Source organism: Algibacter marinivivus (genome assembly GCF_003143755.1).
Taxonomy (GTDB): Bacteria; Bacteroidota; Bacteroidia; order Flavobacteriales; family Flavobacteriaceae; genus Algibacter_B; species Algibacter_B marinivivus.
Map to the genome: position 1 here is coordinate 130,256 of NZ_QFRI01000001.1, position 21,138 is coordinate 151,393.

23 protein-coding genes are annotated in these 21,138 nt (G+C 32.6%); 12 read left to right on the plus strand and 11 right to left on the minus strand.

The window, feature by feature from the left end; genetic code table 11:
• Positions 1 to 82 precede the first annotated feature (82 nt).
• The 5 genes from DIS18_RS00630 (at position 83) to DIS18_RS00650 (ending at position 4,458) form a co-directional block, all read left to right on the plus strand.
• Entirely contained in the window at positions 83 to 712 is a 630-nt protein-coding gene (locus tag DIS18_RS00630) for a Crp/Fnr family transcriptional regulator (RefSeq protein ID WP_109351117.1), read from the plus strand.
• A gap of 495 nt (positions 713 to 1,207) precedes the next feature.
• Positions 1,208 to 1,765, plus strand: coding sequence for a YeeE/YedE family protein (locus tag DIS18_RS00635; protein ID WP_109351118.1), 558 nt, complete (start codon positions 1,208 to 1,210; stop codon positions 1,763 to 1,765).
• A gap of 4 nt (positions 1,766 to 1,769) precedes the next feature.
• Entirely contained in the window at positions 1,770 to 2,183 is a 414-nt protein-coding gene (locus tag DIS18_RS00640) for a DUF6691 family protein (protein WP_109351119.1), read from the plus strand.
• Entirely contained in the window at positions 2,184 to 2,975 is a 792-nt protein-coding gene (locus DIS18_RS00645) for a sulfite exporter TauE/SafE family protein (RefSeq protein WP_109351120.1), read from the plus strand.
• Positions 2,976 to 3,045: 70 nt separating this feature from the next.
• On the plus strand, positions 3,046 to 4,458 hold the full coding sequence (locus tag DIS18_RS00650) for an MBL fold metallo-hydrolase (protein ID WP_109351121.1): 1,413 nt from the start codon (positions 3,046 to 3,048) through the stop codon (positions 4,456 to 4,458).
• 100 nt (positions 4,459 to 4,558) lie between these two features.
• Here the strand turns inward: DIS18_RS00650 and DIS18_RS00655 are convergent, their stop codons facing one another.
• The 7 genes from DIS18_RS00655 to DIS18_RS00685 all read right to left on the minus strand — a co-directional run bounded on the left by DIS18_RS00655 (position 4,559) and on the right by DIS18_RS00685 (position 10,130).
• Positions 4,559 to 4,834, minus strand: coding sequence for an ATP-dependent Clp protease adaptor ClpS (locus tag DIS18_RS00655; protein WP_109351122.1), 276 nt, complete (start codon positions 4,832 to 4,834; stop codon positions 4,559 to 4,561).
• 31 nt (positions 4,835 to 4,865) lie between these two features.
• Positions 4,866 to 5,699 carry a 50S ribosomal protein L11 methyltransferase gene (gene prmA / locus DIS18_RS00660; protein ID WP_109351123.1) on the minus strand — a complete coding sequence of 278 codons (834 nt, stop codon included), beginning with the start codon at positions 5,697 to 5,699 and terminating at the stop codon, positions 4,866 to 4,868.
• Positions 5,700 to 5,840: 141 nt separating this feature from the next.
• Entirely contained in the window at positions 5,841 to 6,590 is a 750-nt protein-coding gene (tpiA, locus tag DIS18_RS00665; RefSeq protein WP_109351124.1) for a triose-phosphate isomerase, read from the minus strand.
• 80 nt (positions 6,591 to 6,670) lie between these two features.
• The gene (locus DIS18_RS00670; RefSeq protein WP_109351125.1) at positions 6,671 to 7,162 is read right to left on the minus strand and encodes a TlpA family protein disulfide reductase; all 492 of its coding nucleotides are present in this window, start codon (positions 7,160 to 7,162) and stop codon (positions 6,671 to 6,673) included.
• A 6-nt stretch (positions 7,163 to 7,168) separates the two neighbouring features.
• Complete coding sequence (locus DIS18_RS00675) at positions 7,169 to 8,245, minus strand: ABC transporter permease (RefSeq protein WP_109351126.1); 1,077 nt, start codon at positions 8,243 to 8,245, stop codon at positions 7,169 to 7,171.
• Positions 8,246 to 8,280: 35 nt separating this feature from the next.
• The gene (locus DIS18_RS00680; RefSeq protein ID WP_109351127.1) at positions 8,281 to 9,588 is read right to left on the minus strand and encodes a BT_3928 family protein; all 1,308 of its coding nucleotides are present in this window, start codon (positions 9,586 to 9,588) and stop codon (positions 8,281 to 8,283) included.
• On the minus strand, positions 9,585 to 10,130 hold the full coding sequence (locus DIS18_RS00685; RefSeq protein WP_109351128.1) for a DUF1599 domain-containing protein: 546 nt from the start codon (positions 10,128 to 10,130) through the stop codon (positions 9,585 to 9,587). Before DIS18_RS00685 ends, DIS18_RS00680 begins: the two co-directional genes overlap by 4 nt.
• Positions 10,131 to 10,234: 104 nt before the next feature.
• On the opposite strand from DIS18_RS00685, the gene folP reads away from it, so the two are divergent.
• Genes folP through DIS18_RS00705 form a run of 4 tightly spaced genes read left to right on the plus strand, consistent with a single transcriptional unit; the run spans position 10,235 to position 13,356 of the window.
• On the plus strand, positions 10,235 to 11,059 hold the full coding sequence (gene folP / locus DIS18_RS00690) for a dihydropteroate synthase (protein ID WP_109351129.1): 825 nt from the start codon (positions 10,235 to 10,237) through the stop codon (positions 11,057 to 11,059).
• A gap of 6 nt (positions 11,060 to 11,065) precedes the next feature.
• On the plus strand, positions 11,066 to 11,749 hold the full coding sequence (locus tag DIS18_RS00695) for a hypothetical protein (protein ID WP_146191770.1): 684 nt from the start codon (positions 11,066 to 11,068) through the stop codon (positions 11,747 to 11,749).
• Between the two features lie 35 nt (positions 11,750 to 11,784).
• A complete protein-coding gene (locus tag DIS18_RS00700) occupies positions 11,785 to 12,570 on the plus strand; it encodes a diadenylate cyclase (RefSeq protein WP_109351131.1) in 786 nt (261 codons plus the stop codon).
• A gap of 3 nt (positions 12,571 to 12,573) precedes the next feature.
• The gene (locus DIS18_RS00705) at positions 12,574 to 13,356 is read left to right on the plus strand and encodes a DUF3667 domain-containing protein (protein WP_109351132.1); all 783 of its coding nucleotides are present in this window, start codon (positions 12,574 to 12,576) and stop codon (positions 13,354 to 13,356) included.
• Between the two features lie 8 nt (positions 13,357 to 13,364).
• Here DIS18_RS00705 and DIS18_RS00710 read toward each other — a convergent pair whose 3' ends face one another.
• The 3 genes from DIS18_RS00710 to DIS18_RS00720 all read right to left on the minus strand — a co-directional run bounded on the left by DIS18_RS00710 (position 13,365) and on the right by DIS18_RS00720 (position 17,278).
• Complete coding sequence (locus DIS18_RS00710) at positions 13,365 to 15,134, minus strand: ABC transporter ATP-binding protein (protein ID WP_109351133.1); 1,770 nt, start codon at positions 15,132 to 15,134, stop codon at positions 13,365 to 13,367.
• Positions 15,135 to 15,878, minus strand: a complete 744-nt coding sequence (gene truA / locus DIS18_RS00715; protein ID WP_109351134.1) for a tRNA pseudouridine(38-40) synthase TruA — start codon at positions 15,876 to 15,878, stop codon at positions 15,135 to 15,137.
• A 425-nt stretch (positions 15,879 to 16,303) separates the two neighbouring features.
• Positions 16,304 to 17,278 carry a hypothetical protein gene (locus DIS18_RS00720; protein ID WP_245925550.1) on the minus strand — a complete coding sequence of 325 codons (975 nt, stop codon included), beginning with the start codon at positions 17,276 to 17,278 and terminating at the stop codon, positions 16,304 to 16,306.
• Between the two features lie 186 nt (positions 17,279 to 17,464).
• Between DIS18_RS00720 and DIS18_RS00725 the strand changes: the two genes are divergently transcribed.
• On the plus strand, positions 17,465 to 17,971 hold the full coding sequence (locus tag DIS18_RS00725) for a metallophosphoesterase family protein (RefSeq protein WP_109351136.1): 507 nt from the start codon (positions 17,465 to 17,467) through the stop codon (positions 17,969 to 17,971).
• A 72-nt stretch (positions 17,972 to 18,043) separates the two neighbouring features.
• Positions 18,044 to 18,472, plus strand: a complete 429-nt coding sequence (locus DIS18_RS00730) for an FKBP-type peptidyl-prolyl cis-trans isomerase (protein WP_109351137.1) — start codon at positions 18,044 to 18,046, stop codon at positions 18,470 to 18,472.
• Positions 18,473 to 18,821: 349 nt separating this feature from the next.
• Here DIS18_RS00730 and DIS18_RS00735 read toward each other — a convergent pair whose 3' ends face one another.
• Positions 18,822 to 19,232, minus strand: coding sequence for a DUF4293 domain-containing protein (locus tag DIS18_RS00735; RefSeq protein ID WP_109351138.1), 411 nt, complete (start codon positions 19,230 to 19,232; stop codon positions 18,822 to 18,824).
• 185 nt (positions 19,233 to 19,417) lie between these two features.
• On the opposite strand from DIS18_RS00735, the gene rho reads away from it, so the two are divergent.
• The gene (gene rho, locus DIS18_RS00740; protein WP_109351139.1) at positions 19,418 to 21,043 is read left to right on the plus strand and encodes a transcription termination factor Rho; all 1,626 of its coding nucleotides are present in this window, start codon (positions 19,418 to 19,420) and stop codon (positions 21,041 to 21,043) included.
• Positions 21,044 to 21,138: the final 95 nt, after the last annotated feature.

Below are 21,138 nucleotides of genomic sequence, written 5' to 3' on the forward strand. Positions count from 1 at the left end.
TTTTCGTGGGTGCAAATATACATTTTTTATTAAAACTCCACCAAACAATTTCTTTCAATTTTTTAAATCATTACTTTTGAATATGACTTCTACCTTACTACAAGAAAAATTTAACAACACCTTAGATAATTCGCTCATAAGCGAAATAGAAAATATTGGTAAAATAGCCACATTTAAGACAAATGATATTATTATAGACATTAATCAACCTCTCAAATTCATTCCCCTATTATTGGAAGGTAATATTAAAATTCTAAGAGAAGATTCAGAAGGTAACGAACTACTAATATATTTTCTAGAAGCAGGAGAAACCTGTACCATGTCTCTAACTTGTTGCATGGGAACCACAAAAAGTAAAATAAGAGCCGTTGCAGAACAAGACTCCACACTTATCATGATTCCTGTTCAAAATATGCAAAAATGGTTTCATGAAAATGCCAGTTGGCGCAACTTCATCCTAGAAAGTTACCAAACCCGTTTTGACGAAATGCTCGAAGCCATAGATAACCTAGCCTTCATAAAAATGGACCAAAGGTTGTATAAATACCTCATCAACAAAACCAAACTCCACGATACAAAAACCATCATTGTAAAACATCAAGATATTGCTGAAGATTTACACACATCGCGTGTCGTTATTTCACGCCTTTTAAAACAACTTGAAAACCAAAACAAAATCAAACTCAGCCGAAATAAAATAGAAATCCTTTAAATAATTTGGGCGCTACCCAAGGGTCGGGCTTTCCGTTACAAGTCCTCGCTTGTGCGCTAAGGCGCAAAAGCTGTGGGCTTTCCACTGCAATCCCTAGCGCAATTATCTGCCATTACAATTCACAATCTACAAACAACTAGACTATTTAAAAAGTCAGAAGAGATAACCAAAACTAGTAAAAAGTAAAGTCCCTAATTCCGATAAAATCGGAATCATCAATCTGTAGAAATAATGAACGAAAAAACGTAATCGCGATGCGTAGCATCAGGCGTGAAGTTTTGAAAGTGAATGGTGCTTTTGCAATTTCCTCAGATTGATTTGATTTTTTGGTTCGTTTTGCATCAAGGCAAAATGAACATATAATAACTCTTTAACAGATTCTCAGCTAAAGAATATATTAGTAAAACACTTTTGTATATTACAGCTATACTTAAGTAACATTTATTACAATAACTTAAGTACATTCAACATAAATTCGCACTAAAACTGGTAAATATGGAATCTATTTTAAACCCATGGCCTTGGTATATATCTGGTCCATTAATAGCCTTAGTTATGGCTCTTCTACTCTACTTTGGCAAAACATTCGGCATGTCATCAAACCTTCGTACCATGTGCTCTATAGCTGGTGCAGGTAAATTTGCAGACTTTTTCAATTTTAAATGGAAAGACCAAGTTTGGAACTTAACCGTAGTTCTCGGCGCTATTATTGGCGGATTTATAGCAACTCAATACCTTTCAAACAACTCTGGAACAGATTTAAACCCTTCAACAGTATCAGAACTTCAAAGTATGGGCTTTAAAAATCCTGGTCAAACATTAGTCCCAAACGAGATGTATAGTTTAGATGTTTTAGCATCGCCAAAAGCTTTAATCCTATTAGTTGTTGGCGGATTACTTGTAGGTTTCGGAACACGTTACGCAGGTGGTTGCACATCAGGTCATGCTATTACAGGTTTAAGTAGTTTACAAAAACCATCATTAATAGCTGTTATTGGTTTTTTTATCGGAGGCCTTATTATGGCGAATTTTATTTTACCTCTAATTTTTTAAATATATGAAGGCGTTAAAATTTTTATTAGTAGGCATATTTTTCGGTATCGTTTTAGTGAAATCCGAAGCGGTTTCATGGTACCGTATTTATGAGATGTTTAGGTTTCAATCCTTTCATATGTATGGTATTATTGGTACAGCTATAGCATCGGGTATTTTATTTTTACAACTCTCAAAACGAGGCGCTATAAAAAGTATAAAAGGTGCAGATATTTTTGTCCCTAAAAAAGAAAAAGGGCTGATTAGATATATAGTTGGAGGCATTATTTTCGGATTAGGCTGGGCGCTAATTGGTGCTTGCCCAGGCCCTATGTACATCCTTTTAGGAACAGGAGTTTGGAGCATGGTAATTGTTATCGCTGCTGCTATTTTTGGGACATTTATTTATGGTCTTTTGAAAGATAAATTACCTCACTAAATGGATACAACCCAAATTATTGGTTATGTAGGCGCACTAATCGTCGGTTTAGTTTTAGGCTTAATTGGCGGTGGTGGTTCTATTTTAACTGTTCCACTATTAGTATACTTATTAGGATATAACCCTGTTGTTGCAACTGCTTATTCTTTATTTGTTGTTGGCACCTCTTCAATGGTTGGTACTTACCAAAAACATAAAAAGGGTTTGGTGGATTTTAAAACGGGATTAGCATTTTCTTTTCCATCATTTGTTGCTGTTTATTTGTCCAGACGTTATTTGGTTCCTGGAATTCCTGAAACACTTTTTAGCATAGGAGATTTTGATATAACAAAGGGTATGGGAATCATGATTTTTTTCGCAATCATCATGATTATTGCCTCATATTCCATGATAAAAAATAGAAAAGAAAATCTTGAATTATCTCGAAGTCAACCCTATTACAAAACATTCATCCAAGGTCTTATAATTGGCACAATAACAGGCATTATTGGTGCTGGTGGTGGATTCCTATACGTTCCAGCACTTGTAATATGGGCAAACATTCCTATGAAAAAGGCAGTTGGTACATCATTGATTATTGTAACTATTAACTCTTTAATTGGTTTTATAGGTGATATACAAACTTTAGATATAGAATGGACATTCTTATTAATTTTTACAAGTATTTCAATATTAGGAATTATTTTAGGTGTATTTCTATCCAAATTTATAAGTGGTAAAAAACTTAAAAAGAGTTTTGGCTATTTTGTTTTAGTCATGGCTACCTATATCATTTACAAAGAGTTAAAATAATTTTAAAAGTAATATAAGTTACAAATCAAACTCAAAAGGTTTCGTAATTTTACAAAAGAATTTATAGCAAATGAAAATAGAACAGATATATACAGGATGTTTAGCCCAAGGTGCTTACTACATTGAATCAAATGGAGAGGTTGCTATTATTGATCCTTTACGAGAAACCCAACAATATGTTGATAAGGCTGCTAAAGAAAACGCCAAAATCAAATATATTTTTGAAACTCATTTTCATGCAGATTTTGTTTCTGGTCATGTAGATTTAGCTAAAAAAACTGGAGCTACTATTGTTTTTGGACCTGGAGCAAAAACAGAATATAATATTCATGAAGCCACAAACAATGAGGAATTTAAAGTAGGAAACCTAACCATTAAAGTGTTGCATACACCTGGACATACTCTAGAATCTTCAACATTTTTATTATTGGATGAAAATGGAAAAGAACACGCTATTTTTTCAGGAGATACTTTATTTTTAGGTGATGTTGGCAGGCCAGATTTGGCAATTAAATCCGATTTAACAAAAGAAGATTTAGCGGCTATGTTATATGATTCTTTACGAAATAAAATCATGACTTTACCAGATGATATTATTGTGTATCCTGCTCATGGTGCAGGTTCTGCATGCGGTAAAAATTTAAGTAAAGAAACAGTTGGTATCTTAGGTGATCAAAAGAAAACGAATTATGCTTTAAGAGCAGATATGACTAAAGAAGAATTTGTAAAAGAAGTGTTGGATGGTATTGCTCCTCCTCCACAATATTTTGCAAAAAATGCCATGATGAATAAGGTTGGATACGATGCTTTTGAAAACATTCTTAAAAAAGGAGATACTCCTTTAAGTCCTGAAGCTTTTGAAGTTAAAGCAAATAACGAAGATGCTTTGGTTTTGGATGTGCGTTCTCCAAAAGATTTTGTTGACGGACATATTCCTAACTCAATTTTTATAGGTTTAAATGGTGGTTTTGCACCTTGGGTTGGTGCCTTAATCACAGATTTGAAACAGCCAATTTTATTAGTAACTCCAGAAGGTCGTGAAGAAGAAACTGTAACCCGATTATCTCGTGTTGGTTATGATAATACACTTGGGTATTTAGAAGGCGGTATAAACGCTTGGAAGCAATCAGGAAAAGATATAGAAACTATTAAATCGATTAATGCTGACGTGTTCTCTAATCATTTTAAAAATGAAAATATAAATGTACTTGATGTTAGAAAAGATGGTGAATTTCTATCTGAACACTTAAAAGGTGATAATGTACAACACTTTTCTTTAGATTTTATTAATGATAATATGAACTCCATAAACAAAGATCAAACCTATTATGTGCATTGTGCAGGAGGTTATCGTTCAGTCATTGCAGCTTCTATTTTAAAAGCACGAGGTTTTAATAATTTAGTTGATATTGCTGGTGGTTTTGGAGCTATTAAAAATACAGATTTGCCAACTACAGATTTTGTTTGTCCTACAACGCTCTAATTTCTTAGAATTTTGAAGACTCTAAAAAGTTGTAAATAAAAAAGACTTCACAAGTTTTAAAATTTGTGAAGCCTGATAATTATAATTTTTCAACTTTTAATTATATTATTTCTGCACTTAAACCTGCTTCTAAAAGCATAGAACAACGCGGTTTTAAATCTTTATACTCACCTGTTTTTACTGTACATCTACCTTTATAGTGCACAAGAATGGCACATTGTTCAGCTTGTTCCGCGGTATGCTCACATGCATGGATAAGCGTTTCTATAACATGATCAAAGGTATTTACATCATCGTTATGTAATACAATTTCATTTTGAGTAACTACTGCTTCTTTAAGCAATAATTCTTCCGAAGTTTTTTCTTTTGAACTCATAGCCTAATAATCTTGGGGATTAATTATAGTACTAATTTAAAAATTTTAGTGAAACCCAATTGTTTCTTTCCAACTTTTCTTCAAATTTTAACAAATGTTTTTCACACACCTCTTGAATCATTGGAATATCATCATTGTAAAATCCACTTAAAAAAAGCATTCCATTTTTATTAAGTTTTGACACATAGGTTGACATATCTTGCATTAAAATATTACGATTAATATTTGCTATAATTATATCATACTTATTTTTAATAGCTGATGCATCCCCTTCTATAACCGTAATACTTTTGCAATTATTGCGCTCTACATTTTCGAGACTATTTAAATAACACCAGTTATCATAATCTATAGCATCAATAGGTTTTGCGCCTTTAAGTTCTGCTAGAATAGCCAAAACTCCTGTACCACAACCCATATCTAAAACGGATTTATCTTTAAAATCGTTTTTTAATATATGCTGAATCATCATGTGCGTAGTTTCATGATGCCCAGTACCGAAACTCATTTTAGGCTCGATGACAATATCGTATTTAGTATCGAATTTATCATGAAATGGTGCACGAACTGCACATTCACCATCTACCACAATCGGGTTAAAATTTTTCTCCCATTCGGCATTCCAATTGGTTTGTTCTATCTCTTCAAAAGTGAAACTAATTTGAAATTCGTCTGAATTTAGAATTTGAACATCGTCTAAAATGTCTGCATACCATTCTTCTTTTTGAATGTATGCGGTTACACCGTCTTCAGTTTCTACAAAACTCTCAAAACCTGCATAACCTAATTCGGCAATTAGAATTTCTACTGCTGGTTGTAAAGGATGTACTTTGAAGTAGTACCCTATGTAGATGATATTGGACATGATGCTAGTATTATGTTTGCGGATTTACCCGCGTTAGCGATTGCAGTGGAAAGCCCACAGACCGACGAAGGAGGTGCGAGGACTTGTAATGTAAAGCGCGACCCCGATTTTCATCGGGGTAACGCCCAAATTATTATTTATTTAAAATGCATTTACAATTGCAAAAAAGTCTTCTGCATTAAGTGATGCTCCTCCAATTAAACCACCATCTACATCTGGTTTAGAGAAAATTTCCTCTGCGTTTGCTGGTTTTACGCTTCCTCCATAAAGAATTGAAACCTCCTCAGCAATATCATTTCCGTATTTATCTGCCAACGTTTTTCTGATGAATGCGTGCATGTCTTGCGCTTGCTCTGGACTAGCAGTCTCGCCAGTACCAATAGCCCAAACCGGCTCGTAAGCCAACACGATGTTTTGGAATGCCGCAGCACCTAAATGGAATAATGCGTTTTTAATTTGATTACCAACAACGGCCTCTTCGTTTCCTGCTTTTCTATCTGCTAATTCCTCACCAAAACAGAAAATAACACGCATACCTTTTGCAAGTGCAGCGTCTACTTTTTTAGCAAGTAACTCGTCTGTTTCATTAAAGTATTCACGACGCTCACTGTGTCCAAGTATAACCGTGTTTATACCTATACTTTTTAACATACTAGCACTAATTTCTCCGGTATAAGCTCCGTTTTCTGCAAAGTGCATATTTTGTGCAACAACTTCTATATTAGATTGTCTTAATGCGTTATATGCTGCCCATAAATTTGTTGCTGTTGGCGCAACCATAACTTCTGCATCTGTAGTTTTAGTTTGGTTTTTTAAAGCCGTAATTAGCGATTCAGTTTGCGCTAAATCATTATTCATTTTCCAGTTTCCGGCTACGATTTGTTTTCTCATAATAAATTGATAACCTTTTGATTACAAAAGGGTTAATTTTATTTTTAATTAATTATTTTTCTTTTGTAATGCTAAAATAGTTAATTTTTCAATGCTTCTATTAACTTAATGTCATTAGCTTTAATAACATCAAATACAACGATTTCGCCAGCTTTATTTATAACCATATATCTAGGAATCCAACTTATATTTACAAAATCAGCAAAATCACATTTCTTAGCATTTTGCATGAAATAATGTTCGCCTTGTACATCGTATTTTTTTATGCCTCGTTTCCAAGCGTCTTCTGCTCTATCTAGAGAGAAAAATAAAAAAGTGACATCTTTAAATTGGTTTTGTAAGGCTTTAACCTTTGGCATACCCTTTATACAATCGCCACACCAAGATGCCCAAATATCTATTACTATAGTTTTGCCCTTGTGTTTTTCTAAAATATTTTTTAGAGTAATTTGATTACCGTCTAAAGTTGTAAATGTATCGTTTAATGCTGCTTCTGAAAATGCATTTGGATTTTTAGTATTACAACTTAAAACACTTAGTAATAACACTAAAATGTAGCTTATTCTTCTCATAATGTTTTATTCTAATTTTACTTTTGGATCTAACCAAACATAAATTAAGTCGACTAATATATTAATCATTACAAAAAGCGTCGCAATTACTAAAACCGAACCCATAATTACAGGCAAATCCAGCGTGTTTAAAGCATTTACTATTTCTTTTCCTAGTCCGTTCCAGCCAAAAATGTACTCTACAAAAACGGCTCCTGCCAACATGGATGCAAACCAACCAGAAATGGCTGTTACTACAGGGTTTAATGCATTTTTTACAGCGTGTTTTTTTATAATTTGAAATTCGCTTAAACCTTTTGCTCGCGCTGTACGGATATAATCTTGATTGAAGACTTCTAATAACGAATTACGCATAAGCTGAATAACCACAGCCAATGGACGAATACCAAGAACTATTGCTGGTAATATTAAGTTTTTCCATTTTATATGCATGTCTTCTCCAAAATCATCGAGTTCATAAAGACTTCCTGTCATTTCTAAATTAGTGTATTCATGCAACAAATAACCAAAAAACCATGCAAACAAGATGGCACTAAAAAACGATGGAATACTCATACCAAACGTGCTTAGAATTTGAATAGTTTTGTCTAACCATTTATCTTTATATAATGCTGAAACTATACCTAACAAAATTCCTAATACAATGGCAATAAAAATTGCTGATACAGCTAAAACAAATGTATTTGGCAATGTTTCAGACAATACTTGACTGACGCGTTTCCCTTGTTTAGCAAAAGATTCTCTTAGATATGGCTTTTTTAAAACTGTAGTTGTATTACCTAATGAAAATAAACTAGCCTCATTATATTTTCCTTTGCTCAAAAAGGTATAATCTTCTGAATTATTTGAGTGAAATGAAATGGGTGACAAATCATTTAAATAATATAAATATTGCGTGGTTACGGGTTTATCAAATCCGTACTTTTTCTTGACGATTGCTAGTTGTTTGCTGTCATCATTTTGCCCCATCATCATTTGGGCAGGATCTCCGGGAAGCACACTAAATAAAAAGAAAATAACAGTTATTACTCCTATTAAAGTGAGTAATGCATAAAAGATTTTATTTAGTAGGTAGTTTATCAATAAAAGTTTATTCGTTTATATGTTTTTATTAATTGCTAATCTTTAAGATTAATCTCAATGACTCCGGTATAAAATGTACTGTTTTGAGTATTTAGTTCTTTTAATTGAATTGAATCTTTTATAACATTTACGCTTTCAATTTTAGCAGAATCAATAGTTTCAACATCCTCTTTTGTAGAAGGCTCTCCATTAACAAAATACGCAATGATTTCTTCAGTCTTCTTTGGTTCAGGTCTTTTTTCAACTTTTGGTAATTTTAAATCATCAAGATCATTCCAATGTACTTTCTGCTGAACTGTAGCTTTATCTAATTCTAAAATTCCTGGGTTTGAACGCACTACCGTTTTTAGGGCTTTTTCATCACATAAATACCATTCAAAATCTATATTATAGGCTTCATTTATTCTCTGTTTAGCCTCATCACCTGATGCTGTTAAACCTATAATTTGATAGTTGTTTTTTCTAGCTTCATCTTGTAATGCTTTTAACTTTAATGCACCATCTCTTTCAATTTTCTCTAAGCTATAAGATACTACTACAACTAAATTGTCTTGTTCTAAAAAGTGTGTTGTTAAATCTTCATCTTCATTTTCAATTGAAAAATCAACCACAGGTGGTGTATAGCCTTCTTGAATAACCTCGGTTTCAACACTAACAAACTCGCCTTCAACAGACGGGTAGTTCCCATTTGTTTTAATAACTTTTTCCTCACCATTCACATTAAATTTCCAACTATACTCTTGAATTGGTTTTGGAGCATCTTTTGGAATAATCATACCTTCATGAATATTCTTTCCTATAGCATAAGCTCTAAAATCAATTGCAGGTAAATGCATTAACACATGATACCCAAACCATAAACTCAAAATAAATCCTAGTAACGCAAGCACTGTTGTAGGCAATTTTGAAAATACAGGTTTGATGTATTTTACCCCAAAAAACAAAATCAAAATAAACACTAAGAGTATAAGATCTTTACCAAAAGATTCCCAAGGGTCTAGCTTTAAAAAATCTCCAAAACAGCCACAATCCTTTACTTTTTCAAAGTAAGCAGCATAAAAAGTTAAAAACGTAAAGAAAACGATTAACCCAAGTAAACTCCAAACAGTAAATTTTGGTTTATAACCAATAAGTAAAAAAACACCTAAAACCACTTCTAGAACTACAACAAAAACTGAAATAATTAAAGCATAAGGCTCTAAAAAAGGAATGTTTAAAACATCTGGACTGAAATATTCTTGCAGTTTATATGAAAACCCAAGTGGATCGTTTAGCTTAATAAAGCCTGAAAAGATGAATAATAATCCAACAAAAATTCTAGAAAATGCAACTAATATTTTCATGATTTACCTTCGTTTAAATGAATCATAGCAAAAACTGCATAATTAATCATATCCTGATAATTAGCATCAATACCTTCACTGACTATTGTTTTTCCTTGATTATCTTCAATTTGTTTTACTCGAAGTAGCTTTTGTAGAATTAAATCAGTTAAACTACTTACTCTCATATCTCGCCATGCTTCACCATAATCATGATTTTTATCTTGCATAAGCTGCTTGGTAATCGCTACTTTTTCTTTATATAATTTTGTAGCATCTTCTGTAGACATATCTGGTTGCTCAACTACACCTTTTTCTAATTGAATTAGTGCCATAATGCAATAGTTGATAATACCTATAAATTCACTTTCTTGCCCTTCATCAACCTTCTGAACATCATTTTGTTGCAATCCTCTAATACGCTGCGCTTTTATAAAAATTTGATCTGTTAATGATGGTAATCTTAAAATTCGCCATGCACTTCCGTAATCACTCATTTTCTTAATAAATAAACTTTTACAGGTATCTATTACCGCATCGTATTGTTTTGAAGTATCTTGCATTAGTAAATTGAATTTTGCGTAAATTTCGCATAAATAATTAAAACCTTCAAGGTTTATGGTTTAAAGTTTTAAACTATGTACCAACACTTTACAAAACAGTATAAATGACTATTAATTGCAAAGGCAAACTCATTGATTTATCATCACCAAAAGTGATGGGAATTTTAAATATTACTCCCGATTCTTTCTATGATGGTGGATCCCACAAAAACGAAGACGAGATTTTAAATCATGTTGAGTACATGTTAAATGAAGGTGCAACTTTTATTGATGTTGGTGCGTATAGCTCTAGACCGAATGCTAACCATGTTAGTGAAACTGAAGAATTAAGTCGTATCATTACTATTATAAAACTGATTTTAAAAGCGTTTCCAGAAACTTTAATTTCTATAGACACCTTTAGAAGTGAAGTTGCTAAACAATGTATTGAAGCTGGTGCTTGCTTGATTAATGATATTTCAGCAGGTTTATTAGATGAAAACATGTTGCAAACCATTGCGAATTTAAAGGTGCCTTATATTATGATGCATATGCGCGGAACACCACAAACCATGCAACAGCAAACTGAATATGATGATTTAATAAAAGATGTCTTATTCTATTTTTCTGAAAGAATAGCAGCTGCAAAAGCTTTAGGCATTGTAGATATTATTGTTGACCCTGGGTTTGGTTTTGCAAAAACATTAGAGCAAAACTTTGAATTACTGAATAAACTAGAGCTTTTTAAAATGATTGAAAAGCCATTATTAGCTGGTATTTCTAGGAAATCTATGATTTATAAAACACTAGACACTTCAGCTCAAGAGGCTTTAAACGGGACATCAGTTTTAAATACCATTGCACTTCAAAAAGGAGCTTCAATTTTAAGAGTTCATGACGTTAAGGAAGCTATGGAATGTATTAAATTAGTTGAATCGTTAAGTAGTTAAAAGAAAATGAGATACTATATTTTACTAATTATTATGCTTTTTTTGCTTTCATGTGGAAATGAAAAAGTACTCCAATTACCAGAAATAAATCATTCTGAAATTACAGATATAAAAGATGTATCTCATGCCTATTTATTTTATGATAAAACAAAAGAGGACAGCGTAGAACTCAATAGAAAAAACCTCATCAGTACCACAAATTGGTTGATTAATGTTGATAAACGTTTAACTTTAAAACAAGCCATTCCACATATTAAATACTTACAGGATAAAAAGGCTAATTCTAGTCATAAAAATGAAAAGGCTAAGAATTACTTCACTTGTAATGATACGAGTATAAAGAATTTGGGGTTTGTAGAGTTTACTAATACTACATATAGAAATGAATCATTGTCAAGCTATAATGGAAAAAAGTCTAATTTAGACGATTTAGGAAACTCAATCGCCATTGCTTTTGAAGATTACAACAACATTACAATTGCAAGCACTGTTTTAAAATCCATGATTGTTGAAACTACAAAAGATAGTTTATCACACTATCTAAAAAAGTGCGATACTATTAATAGTATAATTTTACTGAATTTCAATGAAGAATTATCGTTTCAAAATTACATTGAATATAAATCCATTATTTCTGAAACGGATTTAAACGACTCAGAAATATCAAACAACGAATTTATTTTTAATTAACCCTTTTTTCTTAAATTTACCAAAACCCACCACTATTGGATATTTTTAAAGACCTTTTAAAATTTACAGTTGTAGATATTATAGATGTTATTCTTGTAGCACTTCTTCTCTATTACGTTTACCGATTAATTAAAGGTACCGTTGCTATTAATATTTTTATTGGAATCATAATCATCTATGGCGCTTGGATGCTTACAGATTTCCTAAACATGGAACTGCTTACAGGTATTTTTGGCGGTTTTATGAAGGTTGGAATTATAGCTTTAATCGTCGTTTTTCAACCAGAAATAAGGAAGTTTTTACTCATGGTTGGCTCTACTAATTTTGGTAGACGACGCAAATTTTTACAACAAATTAATTTCTTAAAAACAGAAACTAATGATGAAACAGATGTTGATGCTGTTATTTCTGCATGTAATAAAATGTCGATGTCTAAAACGGGGGCACTCATTGTTTTTGAACGCAATAATAACTTAGATTTTCTATCCTCCTCAGGAGATGAAATGAATATAAAAGTAACACAACCCATTATAGAAAGTATCTTTTTTAAAAACAGCCCGCTGCATGATGGTGCCATAATAGTAAGCAATAATGTAGTGAAAGCAACACGAGTAATTCTTCCTGTAAATAATGAAAAAAACATACCTCAGCGTTTTGGTTTACGCCATAGAGCAGCTATAGGTGTTACTGAAAAAACAGATGCTTTAGCTTTAGTTGTAAGTGAGGAAACAGGACATATCTCTTATTTTAAAGATGGTGAGTTTGTTGTTTTTGAAGACTCTAACGAACTGAATGAGATAATTAAAAAAGATTTAGCGTAAAAAATGACATGTAGAAATTGTGAAAATACACTAAGAACAGATTTTAGCTTTTGTCCAGACTGTGGCTCTAAAATTATCAGAAATAGGCTAACTCCTAAAAGTTTAACTTATGATTTTTTAGAACGCTATTTTAATCTAGACAATACGTTTTTAAAAACGCTTTGGCACATGATTATTAAGCCAGAAGACGTTTGTGGAGGTTATATTTCTGGTGTTCGTAAAAAGTATTTAAACCCAGTAAGTATGTTAGCTATTTCGTTAACACTTTCTGGATTTGTCATTTTTTTAACCAAAAAATTAGCTTGGAGTGAAATTGATTTTTCAAAAATAAGTTATGCTCAAACGAGTTCTGGAGGTGCAGGTACTGAAAAAATCATGTCTGCAACCATGGAATATGGTTCATTACTTTTTTTATTTTACATCCCAATTTTAGCCTTTGCTAGCTTTGTGTTTTTCAATAAAAAGCAATACAATTTTGCAGAACATATAGTTACTGCTATATATGCGTTAACCAGTTTTGGAATTATAGGCTCCCTATATGCAATACCAACATTATTTATAAGCCCTCAATTTTATTTTGAAACGGCTATTTTATACTCCTTAGCCATGGTGCTATTTTGTATTTATGTGTCTTATAAAAACTCAAAAGACAGCATAAAATCATTATTTTGGAGAATCCCGATGTTTTTATTTATCTTTTTGATAGGATATATGGGAGTATCTGTTCTTACCTTTTTAGCATTATTCATTACTGGAGAAATATCTATTCAAGATTTTAAGTCTTAATAAATTGTTTAAGCCACTTCTTCTTGTAAAAACTGAACTTCATATAAGTTCTTATAATACCCATTTTCCTTTTTAAGAAGCTCTTTGTGAGTACCTTGTTCTACAATTTTACCAGCATCCATTACAATTATTTTATCTGCTTTTTTAATAGTTGCCAAACGGTGTGCAATAACTATAGATGTTCTGCCTTTAGTAATTTTATCGGTAGCATTTTGGATGAGTTGTTCCGAATATGAATCTACAGAAGAGGTAGCTTCATCCAACACCAAAATACTCGGGTTAGTAACATAAGCACGTAAAAACGAAATGAGTTGACGTTGACCAGAAGAGAGCATCACACCACGCTCTTTTACGTTATAATGATACCCATTAGGCAGTGTCATAATAAAATCATGAATCCCAATATCCTTTGCAGCTTGATATACCTGTTCTTCGGTAATATTTGGATGATTCAAGGTAATATTATTCAAAATCGTATCTGCAAACAAAAATACATCTTGTAACACTACAGCTATTTGAGTTCTTAAAGAAGATAAAGTTACATCCTTAATATCAATTCCATCAACAGAAATAACACCATCTTCAATTTCGTAAAAACGGTTTAATAAATTTATAATAGTTGATTTTCCTGCACCCGTAGCACCAACAATGGCTACAGTATCACCAGTTTTTACATCAAAAGAAATGCCTTTTAATACTTTTTCATCTTCAACATAACTAAAATGAACGTTATCAAATTTAATATTCCCTTTAAAAGACTCCGCAACATGTGTACCTAAATCATCAATTTGAGATGTGGTATCAATTATTTTAAATACACGCGTTGCAGCCACCATACCCATTTGTAAGGTATTAAACTTATCAGCAATTTGGCGTAATGGTCTAAACAGCATCGGAACAAACATGATAAACGCCACCAAATCCCCTTGAGATACCGAAGTATTTTGTAAAACTACATTCAAGCCACCATACCAAGCCACCAAACCAATGGTTATTGAACCACATAAATCTGGTAAAGGAAAAAATATAGAGTTATACCAAACCGTTTTTACCCAGCCTTTTTTATGGCGTTCGTTAATGGCTTTAAAGTTTTTATATTCTAAGTCTTCGCGTGTAAACAACTGCAAGATTTTCATACCTGTTAAGCGCTCTTGTACAAAACTATTTAAGTTAGAAACTTCGGTACGTACATCTTCAAACGCTTTTTTCATATACTTCTGAAAAATTCGTGTGGCATAAAGTAATAAAGGCATCATGATTAATACAATGCCGCTCAATTTGAAATTCATGTAAACCATCACACCAAAAACCACAGCCATGGCCAGTAAATCTTTAAAAATCATGAATAAACCCTGACCAAAAATATCAGCTATACGTTCCATATCAGTTACGGCGCGTGTTATTAATAAACCGACCGAAGAATTATCATAATACTTCATTTTATAACGTAGTAAATGATCAAACAGTTTTACACGCACATCTTGCACCAAATTCTGTCCCAACCAAGCCGCATAATAGATAAATAGCAACTGAAAAACGGTGTTTAAAATCAAAACTCCAAACATCAACAAAATATAAAACAAAAAGTCTTTTTCTATTTTAGTCGTAATACTATTATCAATAGCATATTTGGTAATATATGGTGTTGCGGCGCTAAAAATAGCCAACAAAACCACCAGTAAAATCAAACTATAGAAAACCAATTTATAAGGCTTTATGTATTCAAACAGCCGTTTAAAAAGTTTAAAATCAAATATGTTTTCTTTCTTTTTCTCCATCTACAGTTTTATATCCTCAGGGTACTCTATTTTAGTTAAATATAATCCATGCGCCGGAACCGAAAATCCAGCTTCACTCCTATTTTTAGACTCAATAATGGTATGCAATTCATCAACCTCCATTTTCCCTAAACCAATATTAATTAAGGTACCTACAATAGCACGCACCATATTTCGTAAAAAACGATTTGCTTTTATTACAAAATGTAGCTCATCATTTTTAAGAACCCATTCCGCTTGCATAATATCACAATGATACGTTTTTACATCCGTTTTACTTTTCGAAAAACATTGAAAATCTTTATAGGTCAATAAAATTTTCGAAGCTTCATTCATTTTCTCTACATCCAAAGCCTGCTTCACATAAAAGCTATTTTCAACAGTAAACACATTTTTCTTAACCGTAACACGATACAAATACGCTCTGCTTATCGCATGAAAACGCGCATGGACATCTGGTTTAACCTCAAAAATAGTGGTAATAGCAACATCATTAGGTAAAAAAGAATTCATCTTAAAAACCAAATCGGGCGCATCAAAAACAACAGCCGTATCAAAATGCGCAAAAAGTTGTGTAGCATGTACACCAGCATCGGTACGTCCTGCGCCCATTACAGAAACTGGCTCATTAAGTAAAGTCGATAAACCCTTCTCAACAACCTCCTGAACAGTAATACCATTTGGTTGATTTTGCCAACCATGATACGCGGTGCCATTATAAGAAAGTTCTATAAAATATCGCAAGGACTCTGTGTATTATTGTAAAAGCACAAAGATAGATAGATTTACGCTTCCTATAAAGCCTCTAATCTTAATTATATATTAAAACATTTTTTTTGCGTTACCCCGAAAAGGGGTCGGGCTTTTATTCATACATTTCTATTTTAAATTTTTGAATTCATGAACATAAATGTTTCGTTACAAGTCCTCGCTTCTGCACTAGGGTGCAAAAGCTGTGGGCTTTTCTCTGCAATCCCTAACGCGGGTTTGTTTGCTTATTTTATTTTTAAGTCAAAAAAGAAGGTTTTTTTGGATAGATTTGTTTAACGTCCAGTATAATAAATATAGTGAAGGAGATTAACACTCTCGTTTCGGTTTATTACTTAGCTAAATAGCATATTTATGTTTAAAACAAACAACGGTACTTTTTTATATCGCTTTGTGCTTAGTTATTTTTCAATTTGCTTTAGAATCCAATCCATAAGTCCATATTTATTTATTGCATCCCAAGTTGATTGAGTATTCTTTTTTTGGGATGGATTATCTTCAGGATGCAAAACAATTAATTCAGTATTTTTATTTCCTGACAGTTCCAACTCGGCTAAAAAACCAACTATATCTGTCGAATTATTTTCATACAAAGTTCTTAGTTGCTTTGTTAGCTTGTATTTTATTGCAGGTTCTATGTATGCTCTAACAGCAAAACCTTTGTAAATTTTAACATTTTTATTTTTCTCATCAAAGTAGCTATAAGATGAGAAATTGTTATAACTCTCTGGATTAGTTTTGGGAGTACCCTTCAAATGTGTTTCCAATAAATAATTTATAAATTTCGGTTCCCAAAGGTCAATTCGATTAATTCTAATATCACGTTTGTGTTGATACCATTTTCTTGTAAAATCCAATGTAAAATTGCAAATGACAATACCTTTAACATTGAGTTGAAATTCGAGATCATCCTCTTTCATAAATTTAATATACTGCATCGCTCTATGTCCCACTAAACTCGCTCCTAAAAAGAAAATATTTTCATTTGGTAAATTATGCTCATTAAATACTTCTTGAATTAGCTTATGTGTAGAAATCATAGATGATTTAGTAAAGTAAAAGTCAAGAGGGATTTCGGTTGAAACTGACAATACTGCAAAGTCTTTTTCAAATGCTTGATTATACATTTGTTTTGAGCTTCTATTCTTCTTGTCATATCTTGAATCCTCAAGAAAAATAAGCACACCTTTAAGTTTCTTGTTTTCAGGAAGCATTAGAGTATAACCTTTTTGAATAAAAGGAAAAAAATCATTTTCTCCCGTTCCAACTCTAAGGCTATCATTTTTTGCTGGTTCGTAGTATTCAACAATTTTCTGTGAAAAAGAATTTACACTTAAAAGAATAAAAAAGAGTAAAAAAATTAGCTTAAAATTCAATTTAGTTATTGGTTGTTATTAATTAAGTACAATATTTCACGAATATGAAAACGCTTTAATGTTTTGCATCCGACGGTAAACGAAGGTAGCTGAATTTTTTAATAAAGTCAAGTTAATAACTTTCATTTCAAATAGATTAAATGAATTATCAATAACTTTACAAACACAAATTACAGTTTCAATTTAATGACCAAAATACTCCTCTTATCAGACACACATAGCTATATAGACAACGACATTTTAAAGTACGTTAAACAAGCTGATGAAGTATGGCATGCTGGCGATATTGGCAGTTTAAAAGTTACCGATGCTATAAAAGCTTTAAAACCTTTACGTGGTGTTTATGGTAATATTGATGATGCCGAAGTACGTTTAGAATTTCCAGAGCATAATCGTTTTATGTGTGAAGATGTAGATGTTTGGATAACGCATATTGGTGGCTATCCGCCAAAATACAATGGTAGAGTGATTGAGACTATAAAACAAAATCCGCCACGATTATTTATTTGCGGGCATTCGCATATTTTAAAGGTGATGCCTGATAAAAAACTAAACCTCATCCACATGAATCCGGGTGCAGTTGGTAGACATGGGTTCCATAAGGTTAGAACTATGCTTCGTTTTACTATTGATGGTAAAAAAATTGATGATTTGGAGGTTATTGAATTCCCTGTTAGACATCCAAAAAACTAAAAAAGCAACTACATTTCTATTGATTAGTTGTAAATTTGCAAACTTATTTAAAAACAGAAAATAGTATTAGTTATGAGTCAAGTAAAAGAGAATGATACAGTAAAAGTACACTACACAGGAAAATTAAGCAACGGGCAAATTTTTGATAGCTCGCTTGAAAGAGAACCATTAGAGGTTACTCTTGGACAAGGCGCACTTATCCCTGGTTTTGAAAAAGGTATTATTGCTATGGAAGTTAACGAGAAGAAAACCATAAATATTCCTGTTGCAGAGGCTTATGGCGAGGTGCAAAAAGAATTATTTTACGATGTGAAGAAAGAACAACTTCCGCCAGAAATGACTCCTGAGGTTGGTATGGGACTTGCATCTAAAGGTGAAGATGGCAGAGAGGTACAGTTTAGAATTGCTGAAGTTAAAGAAGACCATATTGTTGTTGATGCTAACCACCCGTTAGCTGGACATGATTTAACTTTTGAGTTAGAACTTGTTGAGATTAAATAATATTTAAGTTATATACATATTTAAAAAAAGCTTGAAATGTATTTCAGGCTTTTTTTGTTTCCTTTTTCTGTGAGTTTATGCCTTAGCAGGAATGACAGAACATTGGATAAGCTATAACCTTGGCAGATGCGTGCGTTAGGGATTGTAGTGGCATCCTTTTTTAAATTGACTAACACAAAACTAACTTTAGAATAAATAATAAACAGATAGCCACGTCGATCACTCCTTTCTATGACGTTTAAAAAAGATATAACGTAAAGCCCGACTTTAGGGTAACGCCCATAAAATAAAAAAACCCAAAGCTTTCGCTCTGGGTTTTACGCACTAATACTACTAAGATATAAGGTTTTTAACGTAACCTATCTACTGATTTTACAAGATCTTCATCCTTCTTGATGGCCTTATTGGCTAATGCCAACAACACGATAGAAACAATAGGGAGAAGCATCCCAATACCTTTCTCTGAAACCGCCGTTTCTCCAGATATGTTTAGTGATTGATACACGAAAAATCCTAGTAAAATAAAGTTTAATATGATGTTAAGTCGACCCAACATAAATTGAGACTTCCTATTTTTATAACGGAATATTGACACAACTGAGAAAAAAGCTGATGTTAAAAAAGCTGCGAATACATAATTAACATTGGCAGCAAATATTTTTACATTGGCTTCTGTAACCCATAATTCAAACACATAAATTAGTCCTGCAGAAACTCCTGCGGCCAACAATAGGTATATAGTTTGAATACGTTGTAACATAATAAATTGTAAAACTAGACCGCAAAAATAATAGATTTAACGCTAATAAATAAAATAAATTTGTATTATTGCAGTAATAATTCACAACAACCGCACTCACAAGCGGTTATTTCTTCAGATTTAAAAAATCATATTTCAGAATAACTCAAGATAGTATTCAAATACAAATATCCAACACATTATAAATGTTTGAAATTTCACAATTAAAAGAAAAAAAACTCGCTGATTTACAGGAGATTGCCAAAAAATTGAATGTCCCAAAATACCGTTCAATGAAAAAATTAGATTTAGTTTACCAAATACTAGATCAACAAGCTGCAGACCCAAAAGCCGTTAAAGCGGTTGTACCTGAAGCTAAAGTAGAAACTGAAAAGCCTGCTAGAAAACCTAGACAACGCGTACAGAAACCTGCTAGAAACGATCAACAACAAAACAACGATACCTCTGCAGATAACAAACCTGTACCAGAAGCTGCTCCAAAAAACGAAGCTATTGCTAAGGCTGATGCTCCTCAAAATAAAGAAGAGAATAAACCCGTACATAAGCCAAACCCTAGGCCACAAAACGATAACAACAAAAAACCAAACCCAAGACATAATAACCAAAACAAAAATCAACATAGAAACCAAAAAAATGGTAATGTTGATAAGGGTAATAAGGATAACAGAAACCGTTACCGCGAGCCTGATTATGAGTTTGATGCTATTATTGAGAGTGAAGGTGTTTTAGACATCATGCAAGATGGATATGGTTTTTTACGCTCATCTGATTATAATTATTTATCGTCTCCTGATGATATTTATGTATCGCAATCTCAAATTCGTTTATTCGGTTTAAAGGTTGGAGATACAGTTTTAGGAAATGTGCGTCCGCCAAAGGAAGGCGAAAAATATTTCCCTTTAATTAAGGTTAGTAGAATTAATGGTCAGAATCCAAATGTGGTTAGAGACCGTGTGTCTTTCGAACATTTAACACCATTATTCCCGCAAGAAAAATTTAATATTGCAGAACGTCAAAGCACGATTTCTACGCGTATTATGGATTTATTTGCACCCATTGGAAAAGGGCAACGTGGTATGATTGTATCACAACCAAAAACGGGTAAAACCATGTTACTTAAAGATGTTGCCAATGCTATTGCGGCAAACCATCCAGAGGTTTATCAAATGATTTTATTAATTGATGAACGTCCGGAAGAGGTAACAGATATGCAACGTAATGTACGTGGAGAAGTTATTGCTTCTACCTTTGATAAGGAAGCGCACGAGCACGTAAAAATTGCAAATATCGTTCTTGAAAAAGCAAAACGATTAGTAGAATGTGGGCACGATGTGGTGATTCTTTTAGATTCTATTACACGTTTAGCAAGAGCATACAACTCGGTACAGCCTGCCTCTGGAAAAATATTAAGTGGTGGTGTAGATGCCAATGCTTTACACAAACCAAAACGTTTCTTTGGTGCTGCACGTAATATAGAAAATGGTGGATCGCTTACCATTATTGCTACTGCACTTACCGAAACAGGTTCTAAAATGGACGAGGTTATCTTTGAAGAATTTAAAGGAACTGGTAATATGGAACTTCAGTTGGATAGAAAAATATCTAACCGTAGAATTTTCCCTGCAATCGATCTTACTTCTTCAAGTACACGTCGTGATGATATTTTACTAGATGCCGTTACCGTACAGCGTATGTGGGTAATGCGTAAATATCTAGCAGATATGAACCCTGTTGAAGCTATGGAGTTCATAAACGAACGTTTCAAGCAAACTAAAAACAACGAAGAATTTTTAATTTCTATGAATGGGTAAACCATTCCCGTGTAGACGGAAAACTAACTATAACTAACTCAAACTAAAAAGAGCCTTTACAAAATTGTAAAGGCTCTTTTGTATAATAGTATTTA

What these genes read in the sequence shown, in the direction of transcription:
- DIS18_RS00630 (WP_109351117.1), top strand. Translation starts at nt 83, where the DNA reads ATGACTTCTACCTTACTACAAGAAAAATTTAACAACACCTTAGATAAT.
- DIS18_RS00635 (WP_109351118.1), top strand. Translation starts at nt 1,208, where the DNA reads ATGGAATCTATTTTAAACCCATGGCCTTGGTATATATCTGGTCCATTA.
- DIS18_RS00640 (WP_109351119.1), top strand. Translation starts at nt 1,770, where the DNA reads ATGAAGGCGTTAAAATTTTTATTAGTAGGCATATTTTTCGGTATCGTT.
- DIS18_RS00645 (WP_109351120.1), top strand. Translation starts at nt 2,184, where the DNA reads ATGGATACAACCCAAATTATTGGTTATGTAGGCGCACTAATCGTCGGT.
- DIS18_RS00650 (WP_109351121.1), top strand. Translation starts at nt 3,046, where the DNA reads ATGAAAATAGAACAGATATATACAGGATGTTTAGCCCAAGGTGCTTAC.
- DIS18_RS00655 (WP_109351122.1), bottom strand. Translation starts at nt 4,834, where the DNA reads ATGAGTTCAAAAGAAAAAACTTCGGAAGAATTATTGCTTAAAGAAGCA.
- prmA (WP_109351123.1), bottom strand. Translation starts at nt 5,699, where the DNA reads ATGTCCAATATCATCTACATAGGGTACTACTTCAAAGTACATCCTTTA.
- tpiA (WP_109351124.1), bottom strand. Translation starts at nt 6,590, where the DNA reads ATGAGAAAACAAATCGTAGCCGGAAACTGGAAAATGAATAATGATTTA.
- DIS18_RS00670 (WP_109351125.1), bottom strand. Translation starts at nt 7,162, where the DNA reads ATGAGAAGAATAAGCTACATTTTAGTGTTATTACTAAGTGTTTTAAGT.
- DIS18_RS00680 (WP_109351127.1), bottom strand. Translation starts at nt 9,588, where the DNA reads ATGAAAATATTAGTTGCATTTTCTAGAATTTTTGTTGGATTATTATTC.
- DIS18_RS00685 (WP_109351128.1), bottom strand. Translation starts at nt 10,130, where the DNA reads ATGCAAGATACTTCAAAACAATACGATGCGGTAATAGATACCTGTAAA.
- folP (WP_109351129.1), top strand. Translation starts at nt 10,235, where the DNA reads ATGACTATTAATTGCAAAGGCAAACTCATTGATTTATCATCACCAAAA.
- DIS18_RS00695 (WP_146191770.1), top strand. Translation starts at nt 11,066, where the DNA reads ATGAGATACTATATTTTACTAATTATTATGCTTTTTTTGCTTTCATGT.
- DIS18_RS00705 (WP_109351132.1), top strand. Translation starts at nt 12,574, where the DNA reads ATGACATGTAGAAATTGTGAAAATACACTAAGAACAGATTTTAGCTTT.
- DIS18_RS00710 (WP_109351133.1), bottom strand. Translation starts at nt 15,134, where the DNA reads ATGGAGAAAAAGAAAGAAAACATATTTGATTTTAAACTTTTTAAACGG.
- DIS18_RS00725 (WP_109351136.1), top strand. Translation starts at nt 17,465, where the DNA reads ATGACCAAAATACTCCTCTTATCAGACACACATAGCTATATAGACAAC.
- DIS18_RS00730 (WP_109351137.1), top strand. Translation starts at nt 18,044, where the DNA reads ATGAGTCAAGTAAAAGAGAATGATACAGTAAAAGTACACTACACAGGA.
- DIS18_RS00735 (WP_109351138.1), bottom strand. Translation starts at nt 19,232, where the DNA reads ATGTTACAACGTATTCAAACTATATACCTATTGTTGGCCGCAGGAGTT.
- rho (WP_109351139.1), top strand. Translation starts at nt 19,418, where the DNA reads ATGTTTGAAATTTCACAATTAAAAGAAAAAAAACTCGCTGATTTACAG.